Consider the following 17,726-nt stretch of genomic DNA (forward strand, 5'->3'; position numbering starts at 1 on the left):
ATGCCGGCATCAGACGTAACCATAATTGATGTAAAAGAACACCAGATCAAACACTTTGAAGTGATTATCGAGCTTCTTAGAGAAACAACAGGTTTTTCTAACCGCCCGACGCAGTCGGTGTCTAAGACGACAGTTATTACCTTCAATGCCTACCGTATGAGGTTTACCAACTCGTTTGTGGTCAAATTTAAAGGCGGTTATAAAACTGTCCCAGTTATCCATGCTAATCGAGTCATAGCTGACTTTAAGCTGCTTGAGACGAGCTCTTAACTTCTTAGCCGTTTTTAAGTCACGTTTGCCCCAGACATAAGCGACAATCTCATTAGTAGCGCGATCATAAGCATAAATAAGCCAAACTTTACGCTTTTTGCGATACACGTAAGTCCAGAACTCATCAACCTCTAAGCGTTCATAGTAGCGCTTCTTAGGCGTAATCTTATAAACAGATGAGCCTATAGTACTAAGCACTTTACCAATACTAACTGAGGCTATAATAGCAATATCTCTAACACCGCAGCCTCTAACTGTCATGAGCCGTATAAGCTCTTCCACTTTAGAGTGACAGCCATGATAAGTTAAGGCATGGTCACCAATGAATTGACGTTTGCAGTTCTTACATTGATAATTCTGCTTGCCATAGCTTTTTTTGCCATTTTTCTTTAGACTGGGACTGTGACAGTCGGGGCAACTGATATCTATTTGTGTCTTCATAACCTCAAATATATCATCTTGCTTTGACTGTCACCCTCCTTTTATCTCCTCAGCATACTTTTTGATACACCACCAAAAATAATAAACAACATGGCTATGGTGTCTACACTGAAGGTAATGGTACGCGCTATGAAGGTCAATGGAAAAACAACCAAAGATCTGGATACGGTGAAATAGTCCAGTCGGATGGTACTATTTATAAAGGAGAATGGAAAAACGATCTTAGAGACGGTAATGGAGAAATTACTTGGTCAGACGATAGACGCTATGAAGGACAGCACTTAGAAGGTCAACTTCATGGTCAAGGTAAACTATATTCTGATAACGAGCTACTTTATGAAGGTCAGTTCGCTTATGGTCAGCTCAGTGGTCAGGGTAAGATAACCTATAGCGATGGCGGCTGGGCGGAGGGCAACTTTAGCCAAGATAAGCTATCTGGCGAAGGTATTAATGTCAGAGCTAACGGCATTCGTTATGCAGGATCATTTCAAGATGGTAAAGCATGGGGATTCGGCCATTTAACCGCACCACGAGCTGCATTTGATAACGATAAACGCGCTAAAAATGGCGTTTGGCAAGGTGATACATTTGTAGAAAAAGGTTGGTTTTATGACAATAAGTTCAAGTTCCCCTGCGATAGTACTGAACACTGTAAACGAATAGCTGCCAAAGACGCTACTAAGCAAGCATATTTGGCAAATTCAGACGATTATAGTGAGTAGTCACGCTAGCAGTTTAGACTAGCTATTTCTATCACTCACCAGTCGCAAGTATATAAAAAACAGTGGTTTATATTATGATATGCTCAAACGATTAGCATTGCATTTTTCTATAATCATAATAAATTGACAGGTATGTCCCTATGAGCAAAATCAAAGCCCTTATCCGAAAACGCCCTAAATCTGACCCGTCTAAAGCTATTTCAGTAAATTCTGATAACCAAAATACCAATATAGATGCTGCCTCAAAGGGTCATACGGTAAATACCCCAATCGAGCAAACGCGCTGGAATGGCTGGGGCAATATCAATATTAATAAAAAAGTCTCAGCACATGGGGCAAAACTGATCAAATCGCACATTGGTAAAACCAAAAAACTATCATCAGTGAGCTTACAGCAAGTACTTAAAACCGTCCCCAAATCCCGCTTGCCTGTTGCTATGACTGAGCTTGATACCGTATCTGTCGATAACGAAGTGAGACTTAGACACGCCCGTGGGCAAAGTTTTCCAGACTGGATAGCCATGCATGGTGGCGACTTTGAAGTCTTTCCTGATGGGGTCGCTTTTCCTGAATCGACCGCTGATGTCGAATCCTTATTAAGGCTAGCGAGCGAATATGACCTGATCGTCATTCCTTTCGGTGGCGGCACCTCAGTCGCGGGTCATATCAATCCGCAAAAAGGTTCACGCCCCGTATTGACCATCGCCATGAGCAAGATGGATCAGCTGATTGACTTAGACAGTGAGAGCCAAATTGCTACCTTTGGCGCAGGCACACAAGGGCCAGCAGTTGAAGCACAACTAGACGCACACGGCTACCGCTTGGGACATTACCCCCAGTCTTGGGAGCTATCGACGCTTGGCGGTTGGATTGCCGCGCGCTCTAGTGGTCAGCAGTCATTGGGCTACGGGCGTATCGAGCAGATGTTTGCGGGCGGTACGTTGGTCACCCCGCAGGGTGTACTTAATATCGCTGATATTCCGGCGTCATCAGCAGGGCCTGATTTGCGCGAGATGTTGATGGGTACCGAAGGTCGTGCTGGTATTTTTACCGAAGTCAAAATGCGCGTACAGCCGCAGCCTGAGGAAGAACTATTTAAAGTGGCTTTCCTACCCAATTGGGAAGCTGGTAAAGAAGTACTTAGACAAGCCGTGCAAAAAAATGTTCGCTTGTCCATGCTACGTTTAAGTAATGCTGTCGAAACTGATGCGCATCTACATTTAGGCACGTCACCGAGCCAGTTTTTAGCCATTAGCACTTATCTAAAAGCGCGCGGGCTGAGCTCAGATAAGGTTATGCTCACTTACGGCGTATCAGGCGATAAGGCGCAGAATAAATTGGCGCTAACGCAGTTTAATAAGCTGTTGAAGCAGCATGGTAGTGTCACTGGTAAAATCACCGATATTATGGGTAGCGTGTGGGCGCATGGACGCTTTAAATTCCCTTACTTGCGTGGCACCTTATGGGACAAAGGCATCATGGTCGATACCTTTGAGACGGCAACCAATTGGAACAACATCGACGAGCAAATGCAGCAGATGCAAGAAGCGGTGAGAAACGCCTTGTCAGATGAAGGCGAAAACGTTATGGCCTTTACCCATATCTCGCACGTCTATAAGCAAGGTGCTAGTCTTTATACGACCTACTTCTTTAGAGCAGCTAAAGACCACGCCACAACCTTAAAACGCTGGCAAAAAATCAAACAGGCGGCCAGTTTAAGTTTGGCCAATGGTACAGCCACGATATCGCATCAGCATGGCGTTGGCCGTGATCATGCGCCTTATCTAGCTGCTGAAAAAGGGAAGCTCGGCATTCAAGTGACTCATGATATGCTCAAAAGCCTAGACCCTGAACAGCGTATGAATCCGGGCGTTTTAATCGAAGATTAAAAGATTGAGGATTAAAAAGTGGCCTTAGCGCCATTAATTAACTTACGCATTTTATGTCATTGATTCTTTTAAATGTCATGTGAGATAGACCGTTTATGAACCCTACTAAGCAACATCAGCAACGTCAGCAAGCACTAGCGCCTTTATCTCATCGCTCGTCTCAAGTGAAACCTTGGGATATGCTGATTATTGGTGGCGGCATTACGGGTGCTGGGATTGCGCGCGAAGCGGCACGGCGCGGCTTGGCAGTATTATTAATTGAGCAAAAAGACTTTGCTTGGGGCACGTCCAGCCGCTCTAGTAAAATGGTACATGGCGGATTGCGCTATATTGCCTCGGGTGATTATAAGACCACCTTGCTTAGCGTTCGTGAGCGTGAACGTATGCTCAGTGAAGCAAGTGGCCTTGTGAATGAGATGCACTATGTTATGCCGCATTATAAAGGCAAGTTTCCACCGCCATGGATATTCAATACCTTGCTACGAGTTTACGATAGGCTTGCGGGTAAGCGTTATTTTACCTACTTTAAAAGAGAGGCTTTTTTAAGCCTAAATCCGCATATCAAGCAAGATAAGTTTTTGGGAGCCAGTCAATTTAGCGATGCGGTGACCGACGACTCGCGGCTGGTGATGCGCGTACTTGATGAGGCAATTAACGACGGCGCGCAGGCGATTAACTACCTAAAAGCAGAATCGTTGATTACCAATGAGCAAGGATTGGTGGTAGGCGCAACACTCAAAGATACCTCTTCTGAAGACAATGCTCATAGTAATGCTCAAAGTTACGATGTTTACGCCAAAGTGGTGGTCAGTGCCACAGGCGCTTGGGCGGATACCTTACGTATGCAGGCCAGTAAGCAAACTGAGCAAAGCTTTCATAAGCAAATCCGTCCGTCACGCGGTAGCCACTTGGTCGTAAGCAAAGAGCGTTTGCCAATTAAGCAAGCCTATACCTTTTTGCATCCTGTCGATAAAAGAGCGGTATTTGTCTTCCCGTGGGAAAATCGTACCGTCCTTGGTACTACCGACTTGGATCATCCGCCTTTGGACGATAGTGAAGTTGGTATTACTAACGAAGAGGTCGATTATTTATTAACTGCGACTAACGATCTTTTTAGTGATGCCGACCTTAATCGAGAAGATGTCATCAGTACGTGGGCAGGCGTGCGTCCGCTGATATCTGACGGCGGTGACGGTAAGCGCGTGAGCCCTAGTAAAGAAAAGCGCGACCACAGCGTGTGGCTCGATAATAATCTGGTGACCGTCAGCGGCGGCAAGCTAACAACCTTTCGCCTTATTGCTTTAGATGTCCTTGAAAAGTGTCAAGAAGTGCTCGCGCTCGATAAATCTGTCATTCAAAATCAAACCATAAATGGCGATCACGTCTTTAGCGATACCACACCAACCAATCCTAAATTTTCTACTTTACCAAAAGATCTACAACAACGCTTACAAGGGTTTTATGGCCTACAGCTTGATACTCTCCTAGAGCTAGCGCATGACGAAGATTTGGCTTATGTCACCGACAGCAATACCATTTGGGCAGAGATTCGTTTTGCCGCGCGCCATGAGCAGGTTATTCATTTAGATGATTTATTACTGCGACGGACACGCTTGGGTTTAATCCTACCGCATGGCGCAATGACGCCGCTTATCAGCACAAGACTAAAGCAAATATGTCAGCAAGAGCTCGGCTGGAATGAGCAGGAATGGCAACAAGAAGTTGCTCGCTATCGGGACTTGTGGCAGCGCTACTACCATTTGCCTGCGGCTTAGCGCTTTTCTATTATATTAATAGTAATTGCTACTGGTATAATTTTTCCTTGCTTGTTGTGCCTACGCAGACAAAGGCTGCGGAAAACTTACACCAGTAGCAAGCGATAATCATAGTGTATTTTTATTTTGAGCTATCTATCTATTTTTACATAGTTAAGGACGACTATGACCACTACCTTTGATACACCTATTTATTTCTTAGCCATTGATAATGGTACCCAAAGCGTCAGAGCGCTTATCTTTGATCAGTTTGGCACTGAGATTGCTAAAGCGCGCGTTCCTATCGAGCCTTATTTTTCTACTGAGCCTAATTTTGCTGAGCAGCATGCCGACTATTATTGGCAAAAGCTAAGCGAGGCTTGTCAGCAATTGTGGCAAAGCTTCGATATTAAACCTGAGCAAATCGCAGGCGTCAGTCTCGCCACCCAGCGCTATACCATGATCTGTCTGGATAAGGATAAACGGCCTCTACGCCCTGCTATTGTATGGATGGATTTACGCCGCGGCGAAACCAACGATATTGGTTTCCTGAATCCCCTGACCAAAGTCATTGGCATGGGCGAGCTGGTACAAGAAGCACAGCAAAAAGCGCGCTGTAACTGGCTTGCCCATCACGAGCCAGAGATGTGGGCAAAGACTGCCCATTACGTCAACCTATCAGCTTACCTGACCTATCAGCTCACAGGCGAATTAGCCGATTCCAATGGTCACGCTCTAGGCTATCTGCCTTATGACTATAAAGCGCAAACTTGGATGAGACCCAACAATATCAAGTGGCGCTTATTCAGCTGCCGACCAGAGCAGATGCCCAAGATCGTGCCACCAGGGCAAACGCTCGGGCATATCAGTACCAAAGCCGCCAAAGCTACTGGAATTTTAGAAGGTACACCAATGATTGCAGCCGCTAGCGATAAAGCTTGCGAAGCATTGGGTTCGGCAGGTCTCGCTGCCGACACTGCCTGCTTAAGCTTTGGCACTACTGCGACTATTAACACTACGTCGAGTAATTATGTCGAGATCCTCAAGCACATGCCCGCCTACACTGCTGCTGCGCCAAACTACTACAATCATGAGTACATGATTTATCGCGGCTTTTGGATGGTCAGCTGGTTCAAAGAGCAATTCGCCCAATATGAAGCTCAGCTAGCAAAGACGCAGGGGATCGATACCGAAAAGCTCCTTGATCAAGCAGTCAAGGACATCCCAGCAGGCTGTATGGGACTGATGATGCAGCCATATTGGTCACCCGGCGTCCGTCATCCTGGGCTTGAGGGCAAAGGTGCGCTCATTGGTTTTGGCGATGTACATACGCGGGCACACGTCTACCGCGCTATCTTGGAAGGGCTGGCTTATGAGCTCAAACTGGGCTTTGATACTATCGAGAAGCGCACAGGCAAATCCATCAAACACCTGCGCGTCTCTGGTGGTGGCTCACAAAGTGATTCAGCCATGCAGCTCACTGCCGATATCTTTGGTATGCCCGCCTATCGTCCACACACTTATGAAGCTTCAGGTTTAGGCGCTGCTATCAACTGCGCGGTGGGGCTCGGCGTCTATCCCGACCATTTAGCCGCGACGCAAGCGATGACTCATTTGGGCGATGAGTTCTTGCCTATCGACGCCAATGTCCAGCTCTACAAGCGCCTATATAACGAGGTCTATCTAAAAATGTACGAGCGCTTAAAGCCCTTATATCAAAGCATCCAAGATATTACGGGGTATCCTGCCAAGTGAAGCTAATATTAACGTCTTATAGCTTGTTTATTAACTATCACCCAACGCCGAATAAATACGATTCAACCCTTCTCTCAATAGCGCCTCAGGACACGCCACATTAAGGCGCATTTTCAAATGACCCTCAGCACCGTATTTAATACCCGCATTAAGCTCAACTTTAGATTCTCTCAGCTTATCATAGAGCATCTGATCATCCTTACCATACGCTGAGCAATCTAGCCATATCAAATATGACGCCTCTGGGCGCATAATCTTAATATCAGGCAAATGCCCTGCTAAAAAGTCTAGCGTCAACTCGATGTTTTTTTCAATATAAGCCAGCGCCTGCTCAAGCCACTCATCGCCCTCTTCATAAGCGCTTTGCATCACGGTATATGCAAATAAATTCAGCTCATACTCATCATTTAAATTCTGCTGCTGGCTAATTTTTTTAAGTAACACCTCATCCTTAGCAAAGATCATCGAGCCTTTGATACCCGCTACGTTAAAGGTTTTGGTCATCGAGGTTAGGCTGACCACCTTGTGTTCATAGCCTTTTGCAAGCGTTAAAAATGGTGTAAACGTATGACCGCTCAAAGTTAAATCTTGATGAATCTCATCACTGACAATCGCTACCTCATGCTTTTTGCAAAGCAAAAGTAGCGCCTCAAGCTCATCCCTTGTCCATACGCGCCCGCCAGGATTATGCGGATTGCACAGCAGATAAAGCTTAACTTTATGCTCGATAATTTTGGCTTCGATGTCGTTTAAATCCAGATGATATTTCCCCTCAACTTCTTTTAATGCAGATGTCACCAGCGTGCGATTATTTTGCTGGGCCTTGGTCATAAATGGCGTATAAATAGGGTCATTGACCAGTACCGCATCGCCTACTTCGGTAAATACCTTCATCATCAGCGCCAGACTAGGCACGACCCCGGGCGAGAATAAAATATTGTCTTTATCGAGCGACAAGTCATAACGACTGCCATGCCATTTAATAATTGACTCATACAAAGCTTCAGTAGGTTTGGTATAACCTAAGATACCATGCTGCGCAACTTGTTCAACTGCGTTTAAGATAGGCTCAGCCGCTTTAAAGTCCATATCCGCCACCCATAGCGGAATGGTGTCGTCGCTATAATGCCATTTGATAGATCCTGTATTACGTCTGTCAATTATCTCATCAAAATTGTATTGCATTGGCATGCTCCTTAAAGTTTAGTTAATATCAACTATAATCGTTTAAAAATAAAGTAGTACGAAAAACTTGTGCAAGTACCAAATCTAACCTAAATTTTTACTTAGTATGAACTATTGTAGGCTGCGGCTTTAGCCCTGAGAAACGTTAAAAAATTGCACTGCAATTTTAGTTTCGCAAGAGAAATTCTTTAAATAGTATTTCTGTAAAGTAATTTGCAAAAGTAAAATGCTGGGCTAAAGCCACAGCCTACGCAAACTTTTTTATCTTATTTCAACTATATCTTCTCATATCTAATAAATAGCTTAGAAAACTCTTTGAGCACAAATGGTATAAGCGATAATCCCAGCACAATGAGCCAATCTTGCATCTCTAGCGGCTGAACCTTAAAGGCATCGGCTAAAAAGGGCACACTAATGATGATTATCTGTAAAGCAAAACCAAATACCACCGCTGCAATCAAATAGGGGTTTGAGAACAGTCCCAATTGAAAAATAGACTTGGACTCATGGCGCAGCGCCAACGAGTAAAATAACTGCGAGCCTGCCAGCACCAAAAAGGTCATGGTGCGCGCATGAGCTAGCGCGCTTTCAGGAATATTATCCTGCCCTAAATGATAACCCTCCTCGCTCAGCCCAATATAAAACGCCACCAACGCCAATGCCCCAATCAATACCCCGCCCAACATCACTCTAAATCCCGCGCCACCAGCAAAGAAGCTCTCTGTGGGGTCACGTGGTTTGTCATTCATTACCTCTTTATCAGGCGTATCAACGCCCAGCGCAATGGCAGGGAATGAGTCGGTAATTAAATTAATCCATAAAATCTGGGTGGCTAATAAAGGCAGCGGCCAAGCAAATATAATCGCCACCAAGATCGTAATGACCTCACCAAGGTTACAAGATAACAAGAAAATTACCGACTTCTTGATATTCTTATAAATATTGCGTCCCTCTTCGATAGCATGCACGATGGTGGTAAAGTTGTCATCGGCCAAAATCATGTCGCTGGCACTCTTGGACACATCGGTGCCGGTAATGCCCATCGCCACCCCAATATCAGCAACCTTTAGCGCTGGTGCATCGTTGACCCCATCGCCGGTCATAGAGACGATATTGCCATGTGACTGCAAGGCTTTGACGATGCGTACTTTGTGCTCTGGGCTAACGCGCGCAAACACGCGGTAGTTAAGCACTTCTCTGTTAAAGACTTCTTCACTCATCTGATTGATCTCAGACCCTGAAATCGCCTGTGCGCGCTCTGATGCCATATCCAATTGCTTAGCAATCGCAAAAGCCGTATCAGGATGGTCGCCAGTAATCATAACCGCGGTAATACCCGCCTTTTTCGCCTCAGCGATAGAGTCCTTGACCTCCTCTCGCGGCGGATCCATCATTCCGACGATACCGACGAAGACTAAACTCTTCTCCATCTCTTTGGGGTCAATGACCTCATCAACGTTTTTATAAGCGGCGGCCAACACTCGCAGCGCCTTTTCCCCCATCGCTGTTGATGCTTCAATAAAGGCCACTTTATGCGCTTCCGTAATCGCCACCTCCTTGCCATTGTCCAAGACATGAGTACACAGCGGCAGCACTCGATCCATTGCCCCTTTGATATTCACCCGATAAGCTGTGTCCATCTGGTTTAAGGTCGACATCAATTTGCGCTCAGAGTCAAAAGGTTGCTCATCGATACGTGGGCACTGCGCCTCCGCTTTTGATTTAATCAAACCCATCTTTTGCGCATATGCCACTAGCGCAATCTCAGTCGGGTCGCCCGTTTCTTCCTCGCCTTCGATTGAGGCATCGTTACAGAGTAAAAAACTACGTGCCATCAAATGCTCATCGGCGCTTAATTCAACATCAGCTTCAGATTTTATAATATTTTCAGGGATAGTCTTATTACCCATTAAAGTAAAATGCTCTACCACCGTCATGCGGTTTTGCGTCAGCGTGCCCGTTTTATCTGAGCAAATAATGTTCACCGACCCTAGCGTCTCTACCGCTGGTAGCTTTTTGATAATGGCGTTAATCTTCGACATCCGTGTCACGCCCAGCGCCAATACAATCGCCACAATCGCTGCCAAACCCTCTGGTATCGCCGCCACCGCCAAGCTAATGGCAATCAAAAACATATCAAAGGTATCTCGACCCTGAAATACACTAATTACCAAAATCAGAACCGATACCCCAACCGCCATCAGACCCAGCACTTTACCCAATTCATCCAAGCGCCTTTGCAATGGAGTCTCGGTGTCGTCGGCACTGTCCAAAATACTGGCAATCTTGCCCATCTCGGTTTGCATGCCAGTGGCGATAACTACCCCTTCGCCGCGCCCATAAGTGGCGGTGGTCGAGCGAAACGCCATATTGGCACGGTCGCCGATATTGATGTCCTCATTATCGATAACCACGCTTGCGTCTTTGTTCGCCGCCACCGACTCGCCTGTCAGGGCAGATTCTTCAATTTGCAAATTCGATGATTCAATCAAACGTAAGTCAGCAGGGATAAAGCGCCCAGCATCGATAATGACCACATCGCCCGGCACTAATTCTTCCGAATCAATCTCTTGGTTTGCGCCCTCGCGTCGCACCATGGTTTTAGGATTAGCCATTTTTTGTAGCGCTTCAATGGCCTGCTCGGCTTTGTACTCTTGCACCACGCCAATGATGGCGTTGACGAGCACCACGGATAAAATAATAATACTGTCGGTATATTCGCCAATAATAAAAGTAATCACCGTCGCCGCCAGTAGCACATAAATCAAGGCGTCTTGCATTTGCGCAAAAAACATCGCCACAAGGCTTTTCTTTTTCGTGCCCTCAATCTTGTTTTTTCCATACTTCTCTAACCGCGCCGCTACTTGCTGAGGGCTTAGCCCAGCGGACGGGTCGACACCCAATTCATCTTCGACTTGCTGCGTCGTTTTGTTGTGCCACATCATTGCCTCACTTATCGTTGTTATTATCTGTTGATGGCTAGTCCACTATGATACTAAGGATATCAGAGCAAAAATGTAATATTCGTTAACGGTCAGTTTAGGGAGTGGATTGAGAGTTGGCTGATGGATATAAAAGCTCAAAACAAAACTATAGCCATATCTTTTTGTAGACAAAAAAATACCACCGTGTTTGGTGGTTGTGGAGTTTGGTTTGCTTAGTTTGGAGGAAATGGTTTTTGGAGCTGATCCTGCCATTTGCTATTATCTGCCAGTCTAGGCATGTGGCTTAGTTTTAGATATTAGAAAAAGCTTATTACAGACAATCTAGATATAGATTTTGAGTTTATTGGCTCAGCAAATAAGAAAGTGTTCTTTTTTGGTATAAAATAACTGATTACAAACTTATGTCAAAATTCATTTAAAAAAACATATACCTCGCTCTAAAACTAGCCCTACTGCTGTTTAAGAATCGCCATCATACTTCAAAACTCCCAATCACCATCCCCTAAAACCCAATCGTCATCTGCCAATAAATAAGTACCGCGCTCATACTAAAGAACGAGCCCACGGTAGAGACGATGACGATAGCAGACATGCGATCAACCAAGCCATAGTGCTGACCGATGATAGCAATGGTAGAGAACACTGGAGCTGAGGCAAAGAGCACAGCGACATATTTATCTTGCACCATACCGCCAGGTACGAGCATTATGGCAAGCAACACCAGCAGCGGATGCAGCACCAGCTTACCTAAGCCAACGGTGGTAATTTTTGGCAAATCGCCCTTTAGCTCCAGCCCATACAGGCTCATACCGATAACGAACAAGGCAACGGGTGCCGCAGCGCCAGTGAGCATCTGCGCGGTTCCGGCGACCACTTGCGGTACAGGGATACTAAAAATCGAGAATATCACACTGACCACGATAGCGATGATAAGCGGATTACGAGTGAAGTTTTTGCCAATGCCTAGCAGCACGCTTGCCAGCGACTTATTTGAAGCAGGATTCATCTCGGCTATTACAAATAGCATCGGCAGGATTAACAGGTTTTCGATGAGGACGTTCATCGATAAGTAGGCGGCAGCCTTGCTAGATCCAATAACCATGGAGATCACAGCAAAGCCAATAAAGGCACTATTAGAGAACGAGAGCGCAGTGGAATTGAGAGCGGCGGAGACATTATCTTGCCGCCAAATGACTTTGGTCAGCATGATGCCAACCATAAAAGCCATGAACGAGCCCAAAGCGTAGGTAAGCAGATAGTACGGCAGTATGACCTCTCGAAAAGGTGTGCCAGCGATCGCGTTAAACATCAGTGCGGGCAGCGCAATATTCATCACCAGACTACCCATGCCTTTCGCATGCTTGGGATCAATGACTTTGAGGCGTACAGATAAGTAGCCAAGCGCGATGACGATAAAAATAGGGGCAGTGATGTTGATGATGTCTAACATAGTAGTGATCGCCCCTTGTAGGCATTGTGAGCAATGATACAGCCAAGCGATTATAATCAATCAGTCTTAGAATGCATATAAACTCAAAATCTAACGTCCTTGCTTAGCGCCCCTTAAAATCAGCCTCACGCCTTTCAACCATCGCCATCGCACCCTCACGGGCATCTTCTGAATGAAACAAAGGAGGCAGGTAGCTGTGAATATTGGCGATTGCGCTAGCGGCACCATTGCGACTGGCATCTTGCGCTGAGGATAGTAGCCCTTGTACGCCAAGCGGTGCGGCTTGGCAAATCTCTTGGGCGATGGTCAGCGCGCGCTCGTATTCCTCACCATTTGCCACGACTTCACTGACGAGATTCAGCCTATCCGCAGTTTGCGCGTCAAATGGCTTGCCTGTAAGTAGATACGGCATGGCTTTTTGCCAGCCTGCAGCCGCGACGAACCTTACCGTCGCCCCGCCAAATGGCATGATACCGCGCTGCACCTCCATCTGGGCAAAGTTGCAATTGCTACTGGCGATGACCACATCACTATTGAGCATCAGCTCAATGCCTGCGGTAAAGCAGGTGCCTTGTATCGCTACTACCACGGGTTTAGTACGCAGTTTACCGCCTATGCCCCACGGGTCAATCTCGTCATTGTTAAATTCAAACGCGCCTTTGTCCCACTTATCTTGCAGCTCCATCAGATCCAGACCAGCGGTGAAGTGTTCACCATGGGCAAAGATGAGTGCACAGCGTAATTCATCGTCGTTTTCATAGCGAGTCAGCGCTTCGGATAGTTGCTTGATCATATGACTGTCAAAGGCGTTGCGTTTGTTCGCACGATTTAGTCCAATTAAGCAGATATAGCCGTCCGTTTCATAAGTGATGCGATTGTCTGTGCTGTTGTTGCCGTCCGTAGTCATGGTTTTATCCTTTTTATGTTTGTAGCTGTGTAGGGTGCAGTTAATTTAACTTTCTTTCAATATAGACATACGCCCCTTGCAACGCAAGCACCGTTTTAGCGTTGCCATTGATAGCTGACATCAATATCAGTTGACCTGATTTGCGATAAGTGCCACCATTATCCAAACTAAGACATCACTCAGAGCACTTTATGGAATTTTGGCACGGTTTTTTGCTTATCACCAGCGTGCACCTACTCGCTGCCGCCTCGCCTGGCCCTGATTTTGTCTTGGTTTCACAGCAAACTTTAGCAAAAGGTCGCCGCACAGGTCTGATTTGTAGCTTCGGTATTACTTTAGGTCTCGCCGTACATATTATCTATTCAGTGTTGGGACTGGCGACGGTCATCGCCCATTCGCAGCCGCTATTGACCGCTATTAAATGGTTGGGCGGTAGCTATCTTATTTATCTCGGTTGGCAAGGTATCCAAGCCAAACCAAAAAAGCCGTCAGATTTAGCAGTCTCAACAAGTTCGGCAAACTCAGAAAATGCAGGCATTGCTGTTTCACAGACCACGCTTGCCAAGCAAGTACCGCCACTTTCTGCTAAAAGCTTGTCTAAGAACCTGTCTCAGAAACAACCCTCTATCAATACCGACTCAACTTTCGCCATTCTACGTCGTGGCTTTTTTTGCAATGTGTTTAATCCAAAAGCGCCAGTCTATTTCGTAGCGATATTTACCCTCGTACTATCACCTGGCATACCGCTGTGGCAGCTGGCCATTTATGGCGTATGGATGATGGTGTTGCAGATGGCATGGTTTAGTACCGTGGTAATGTTGCTCTCTATTCCTGCGATTCATCGACGCTTTCAACGTTTTGAGCATTGGATCGACCGCGTATTGGGTACAGCGATGATAGTATTAGGATTAAACCTCATTTTACGTAGCCGATAAGGCATTTGTTACCCGCGAAATCTGCTAAAATGGTTGGTTATATTCAAACATCAAAGCCCCACACTATGACCAGTAGACCAAATACTAATAAACACAGAAACCGCTCACCTGAGACCGCGAAAAAACTCGGTAAGCTACACCCGCGTAATCCACATCAAGGTCGCTATGACTTTGCCGTGCTGACCCGCGCTTTACCTGAGCTTGCCAAGCATACGATTACCAATCCTAATGGCGAGCCAACGATTAACTTCTCCGACCATCAGGCCGTACGTGTACTCAATCAGGCGCTATTGGCTCATTATTACGGCGTCAAGTTTTGGGATATTCCTGAAGGCTATTTGTGCCCACCTATTCCGGGACGTGCCGATTATATTCATTACATCGCTGACTTATTGGCTCAAACCACGCACATTAATGACGACAATACACCACCTACTGGTAAAGAAATCCACGCCCTCGATATTGGTACGGGTGCCAGTGCCATTTATCCAATTATTGGTAGTCAAAGCTACGGTTGGCGCTTTACCGCGAGTGACATCGACCCTATTTCGGTCAATACTGCAGCCCTTATCTGTGAAGCAAATCCGAAGCTAAAAGGCGCGGTTAAAGTAAAACTACAATCTAATCCTAAGAAATTTTTTGCAGGCATTATTGGTCGTCAAGACTACTTTGATGTGGTCGTTTGCAATCCTCCATTCCATGCTTCATTAGAGGAAGCGATGCAAGCCAATACCCGCAAGCAGCACAATCTACAAAGACATCGCGGTAAGAATGAAAACGAGCAAATAAGCCGACACTCAACCAAGACTGGTAATGCCGCGCAAAACCTAAACTTCGGCGGTCAACATAAAGAGCTTTGGAGTAAAGGCGGTGAGATTGCCTTTCTGACCAAGATGGCAAAAGAAAGCCAAGACTTCGCCGAGCACGTTGGCTGGTTTACCACCCTCGTCTCCAAGTCTGAAAACGTTAAACCGTTGCAGCTATTATTAAAGCAACTCGATGTTGCTCAAATGCGCATCATTGAGATGAGCCAAGGGCAGAAAAACACCCGCGTATTAGCATGGCGTTTTAACACTGACGAAGAATAATCGTTGGTCATATAAATAAAAAGTTTCACGTGAAACCAAAAAAAGTACCGCTCTGGAGTCCAGAACGGTGCTTTTTATTGAGAAACAAGATGAGACAAAGTAGTTTTTTAGGCGAAAAACATAACCTTCAGCCCAATTGCGATAAGCACTAAGCCTCCCAACGCTTCCGCCTTATCTTCTAACCACGTGCCTGAGCGCCAACCTAAATAAACACCGAACAACCCAAACCCAGCAGTTACTAGCGCAATAATCAAACAGGCTAACCACGCATTAAGCGCCAATAAATTAAGGGTAAAGCCTGCCGCCATGGCATCAATACTGGTCGCAATCGCTAGCGTGAACATGGTGCGATGATTGATAGTTTGATGATCATTATTAATAGCCGCAACTGCATTATTAGCGTCGGCTTTTAGGTGAAGCGCACTGTCTACCGCATCTTCTTCATCGCCAGTAAAAACATCATAAAGCATTTTACCACCAAGACCGATAAGTATAATACCTCCTATCCAAGGCGCAGCAGCAGCCAACCAACCTAAGAGTGCCGCTCCTAATAAATAGCCAATGAGTGGCATCACACCCTGCGCAATACCAAAATATAGCGCAGCATAGACCGCTAAACGCCATAAATATTGCTTACTCTGTTTTTGCGACTTAGCGCCCAGTCCAATCGCAACTGCGAACGCGTCCATGGCTAAAGCGATAGCGAGTAAAACCACTTCAATCATTGGTTCTCTACTTTATATTTGATATGGTGAGTATTTATGGTGGTTTGTTTCACGTGAAACCTTTATTCTGATTTATAATTAAATATTAATTTTCAACCCTCTCCCAAAAGCTGTATTTTTTACCATGCTTTTGTATCAGTGCTCTGGTATAGGCTTGAGGCGTAATAAGGTCATTGTAATCTCTATTCATTTTACTGACTAAAAAATCTAACTGAAATAGCTTTTTATAATATCGCGCAGCGTGACCATAGGCTTTGGTGCGAGCATTATCTAAAATATCATCTAATAGACTGCGATAAATAATCACTTGGAGTAAATCTGTCTCGGCTGGCAACTCCTTTAACAGCTGGGTCAGTGTTATATAATGCAAATCGGTAAATTCAGTATGACGTTTAACGGCTATTTTATTAGCAAAATCAACCTCGCCAAGCGCTAACAAAAGCGATATTGCCGTCACTACCTCGTCTTGTTGAGCTGCTAACTCATAAGATTTTTTGCGCCAGTAAGCTTGCTGAGCAGGAGTAGCAATAGCCATAACAGCTTTTAGACGCCTCACAGAAGGTTGTAGCTCAAACGCCTCTCCTAATACTTTTAATTGTGCTTCAATATCGTTTTGTTGTTCATATATTTGATTCAATAATTCCAAGCGCTTAAGCTTGTATTGTAAGTCGTCGCTTTGCCACTCATCCGTCAAGTGGCCTAAAGCTAAATCATAGGCTTCAGCGTCCATCAAAAACTCTATCAAATCAACTAAGTAGCGTGGATGAAGCGGACGTTTAGGATGAATTTCACGATAAATAACCTCAAACAATTCCACATCGCCTAATGCTTTTGCTACCTCTTCAAGCGCACTCTCGATCCTACTTTTTTCCTGACTGATGGTATAATCTACTTCATAATCCCGTTTCTTAAAGCCCTTAGTCGCTTCTTTATGATCTGCTTCCTTTATAAGTATTGCCTCATATTCTTGTTGATAGTCACTTATCAACCCACGTATTTCAGGCTCTGAAAACAACTGACCAATACCTGCTAGTAAGTTATCTTTGGTGCCATAGTCATTATCATCAGCCATTGCTTTTACTTTCTCTAACCAAGCGTGGCTTAATATATCTTGTTCATCGACCGGCAATATCTGCTTTTCTTGCTGATAACAAGTAGCAGCAACCTTCAGCCAAGATGATGTGAGGCTTCGATATAGATCGCCAATCTCACCATATGAGTCATCAACACGTTCTAAACTAGAGTCGGTTGAGTCAATAAACAGCTCAAGCAAATCCAAGCATGCTTTTGGTCGCTCAGGGTAGAGACTCATCACATCATCAGCCAAATAATGTAGCTCAGTCACAAAATCGCTGTATTCCCAGTAATCCAGAAACTTACGCCGCCTTCTAAGCCCTTTTAAGTTCGAAGTGAGTTTTTTGATAAGTTTAGGTTTGTCTGACTGTAGTAGCAGGCGTTCAATCTTTTTGTCTAGCAACTTATCCACTCCATACACGTCAGACACAAAATCAACCAAAGTGGCCTTTGGCAGTTGCGACAGACTTCTTTTTTGTGTGGTGTCTAACATCGTTACTCTCCCTGTTATGTTTCACATGAAACAAAAAAAGCCACCTTGCTGACAAGATGACTTTAAATATTCACTGATAACAGATTAAAACGC

General features: G+C 45.3%; 13 protein-coding genes and 1 pseudogene. 7 read left to right on the forward strand and 7 right to left on the reverse strand.

Annotation, left to right across the window (positions count from 1 at the left end; all coding sequences use genetic code 11):
- Window positions 1-9: 9 nt before the first annotated feature.
- Window positions 10-711 carry an IS1 family transposase gene (locus JMY01_RS12860; protein ID WP_201576457.1) on the reverse strand — a complete coding sequence of 234 codons (702 nt, stop codon included), beginning with the start codon at window positions 709-711 and terminating at the stop codon, window positions 10-12.
- A 134-nt stretch (window positions 712-845) separates the two neighbouring features.
- On the opposite strand from JMY01_RS12860, the pseudogene JMY01_RS14475 reads away from it, so the two are divergent.
- The 5 genes and pseudogenes from JMY01_RS14475 to JMY01_RS12890 all read left to right on the forward strand — a co-directional run.
- A pseudogene (locus JMY01_RS14475) lies at window positions 846-899 on the forward strand (hypothetical protein); the annotation flags it as partial.
- A gap of 6 nt (window positions 900-905) precedes the next feature.
- Window positions 906-1,433, forward strand: a complete 528-nt coding sequence (locus JMY01_RS14480; protein WP_374220379.1) for a hypothetical protein — start codon at window positions 906-908, stop codon at window positions 1,431-1,433.
- Between the two features lie 140 nt (window positions 1,434-1,573).
- Window positions 1,574-3,322 (forward strand): FAD-binding oxidoreductase, encoded by a 1,749-nt coding sequence (locus JMY01_RS12880; RefSeq protein WP_201576459.1) that lies wholly within the window; start codon window positions 1,574-1,576, stop codon window positions 3,320-3,322.
- A gap of 95 nt (window positions 3,323-3,417) precedes the next feature.
- The gene (locus tag JMY01_RS12885; protein WP_201576461.1) at window positions 3,418-5,097 is read left to right on the forward strand and encodes a glycerol-3-phosphate dehydrogenase/oxidase; all 1,680 of its coding nucleotides are present in this window, start codon (window positions 3,418-3,420) and stop codon (window positions 5,095-5,097) included.
- Window positions 5,098-5,262: 165 nt separating this feature from the next.
- Window positions 5,263-6,831, forward strand: coding sequence for an FGGY-family carbohydrate kinase (locus JMY01_RS12890; protein ID WP_201576464.1), 1,569 nt, complete (start codon window positions 5,263-5,265; stop codon window positions 6,829-6,831).
- A gap of 30 nt (window positions 6,832-6,861) precedes the next feature.
- On the opposite strand, the gene JMY01_RS12895 is transcribed toward JMY01_RS12890, so the two are convergent.
- The 4 genes from JMY01_RS12895 to JMY01_RS12910 form a co-directional block, all read right to left on the reverse strand.
- Window positions 6,862-8,016: a MalY/PatB family protein gene (locus JMY01_RS12895; protein WP_201576466.1), complete on the reverse strand. Its 1,155-nt coding sequence runs from the start codon at window positions 8,014-8,016 to the stop codon at window positions 6,862-6,864.
- A 275-nt stretch (window positions 8,017-8,291) separates the two neighbouring features.
- Window positions 8,292-10,961: a cation-translocating P-type ATPase gene (locus tag JMY01_RS12900; RefSeq protein ID WP_201576468.1), complete on the reverse strand. Its 2,670-nt coding sequence runs from the start codon at window positions 10,959-10,961 to the stop codon at window positions 8,292-8,294.
- A gap of 502 nt (window positions 10,962-11,463) precedes the next feature.
- Entirely contained in the window at window positions 11,464-12,411 is a 948-nt protein-coding gene (locus tag JMY01_RS12905; protein ID WP_201576470.1) for an AEC family transporter, read from the reverse strand.
- A 103-nt stretch (window positions 12,412-12,514) separates the two neighbouring features.
- Window positions 12,515-13,318 (reverse strand): crotonase/enoyl-CoA hydratase family protein, encoded by an 804-nt coding sequence (locus JMY01_RS12910; protein WP_201576473.1) that lies wholly within the window; start codon window positions 13,316-13,318, stop codon window positions 12,515-12,517.
- A gap of 191 nt (window positions 13,319-13,509) precedes the next feature.
- Between JMY01_RS12910 and JMY01_RS12915 the strand changes: the two genes are divergently transcribed.
- Entirely contained in the window at window positions 13,510-14,253 is a 744-nt protein-coding gene (locus tag JMY01_RS12915; RefSeq protein WP_201576485.1) for a LysE family translocator, read from the forward strand.
- Between the two features lie 29 nt (window positions 14,254-14,282).
- Window positions 14,283-15,341 (forward strand): 23S rRNA (adenine(1618)-N(6))-methyltransferase RlmF, encoded by a 1,059-nt coding sequence (gene rlmF / locus JMY01_RS12920; RefSeq protein ID WP_201577684.1) that lies wholly within the window; start codon window positions 14,283-14,285, stop codon window positions 15,339-15,341.
- A 107-nt stretch (window positions 15,342-15,448) separates the two neighbouring features.
- On the opposite strand, the gene JMY01_RS12925 is transcribed toward rlmF, so the two are convergent.
- Entirely contained in the window at window positions 15,449-16,066 is a 618-nt protein-coding gene (locus JMY01_RS12925; protein WP_201576487.1) for a manganese efflux pump, read from the reverse strand.
- Between the two features lie 85 nt (window positions 16,067-16,151).
- On the reverse strand, window positions 16,152-17,633 hold the full coding sequence (locus tag JMY01_RS12930; protein ID WP_201576488.1) for a DUF6880 family protein: 1,482 nt from the start codon (window positions 17,631-17,633) through the stop codon (window positions 16,152-16,154).
- Between the last annotated feature and the right edge of the window lie 93 nt (window positions 17,634-17,726).

It is taken from the genome of Psychrobacter sp. H8-1, assembly GCF_904846575.1.
GTDB lineage: Bacteria > Pseudomonadota > Gammaproteobacteria > Pseudomonadales > Moraxellaceae > Psychrobacter > Psychrobacter fulvigenes.

Excerpts from the sequence above, each read along its gene's own strand:
- JMY01_RS12925 (WP_201576487.1), bottom strand. The coding sequence starts at position 16,066 with ATGATTGAAGTGGTTTTACTCGCTATCGCTTTAGCCATGGACGCGTTC.
- JMY01_RS12915 (WP_201576485.1), top strand. The coding sequence starts at position 13,510 with ATGGAATTTTGGCACGGTTTTTTGCTTATCACCAGCGTGCACCTACTC.
- JMY01_RS12910 (WP_201576473.1), bottom strand. The coding sequence starts at position 13,318 with ATGACTACGGACGGCAACAACAGCACAGACAATCGCATCACTTATGAA.
- JMY01_RS12885 (WP_201576461.1), top strand. The coding sequence starts at position 3,418 with ATGAACCCTACTAAGCAACATCAGCAACGTCAGCAAGCACTAGCGCCT.
- JMY01_RS12890 (WP_201576464.1), top strand. The coding sequence starts at position 5,263 with ATGACCACTACCTTTGATACACCTATTTATTTCTTAGCCATTGATAAT.
- JMY01_RS12880 (WP_201576459.1), top strand. The coding sequence starts at position 1,574 with ATGAGCAAAATCAAAGCCCTTATCCGAAAACGCCCTAAATCTGACCCG.
- rlmF (WP_201577684.1), top strand. The coding sequence starts at position 14,283 with ATGGTTGGTTATATTCAAACATCAAAGCCCCACACTATGACCAGTAGA.
- JMY01_RS12860 (WP_201576457.1), bottom strand. The coding sequence starts at position 711 with ATGAAGACACAAATAGATATCAGTTGCCCCGACTGTCACAGTCCCAGT.
- JMY01_RS12905 (WP_201576470.1), bottom strand. The coding sequence starts at position 12,411 with ATGTTAGACATCATCAACATCACTGCCCCTATTTTTATCGTCATCGCG.
- JMY01_RS12900 (WP_201576468.1), bottom strand. The coding sequence starts at position 10,961 with ATGATGTGGCACAACAAAACGACGCAGCAAGTCGAAGATGAATTGGGT.
- JMY01_RS12895 (WP_201576466.1), bottom strand. The coding sequence starts at position 8,016 with ATGCAATACAATTTTGATGAGATAATTGACAGACGTAATACAGGATCT.
- JMY01_RS12930 (WP_201576488.1), bottom strand. The coding sequence starts at position 17,633 with ATGTTAGACACCACACAAAAAAGAAGTCTGTCGCAACTGCCAAAGGCC.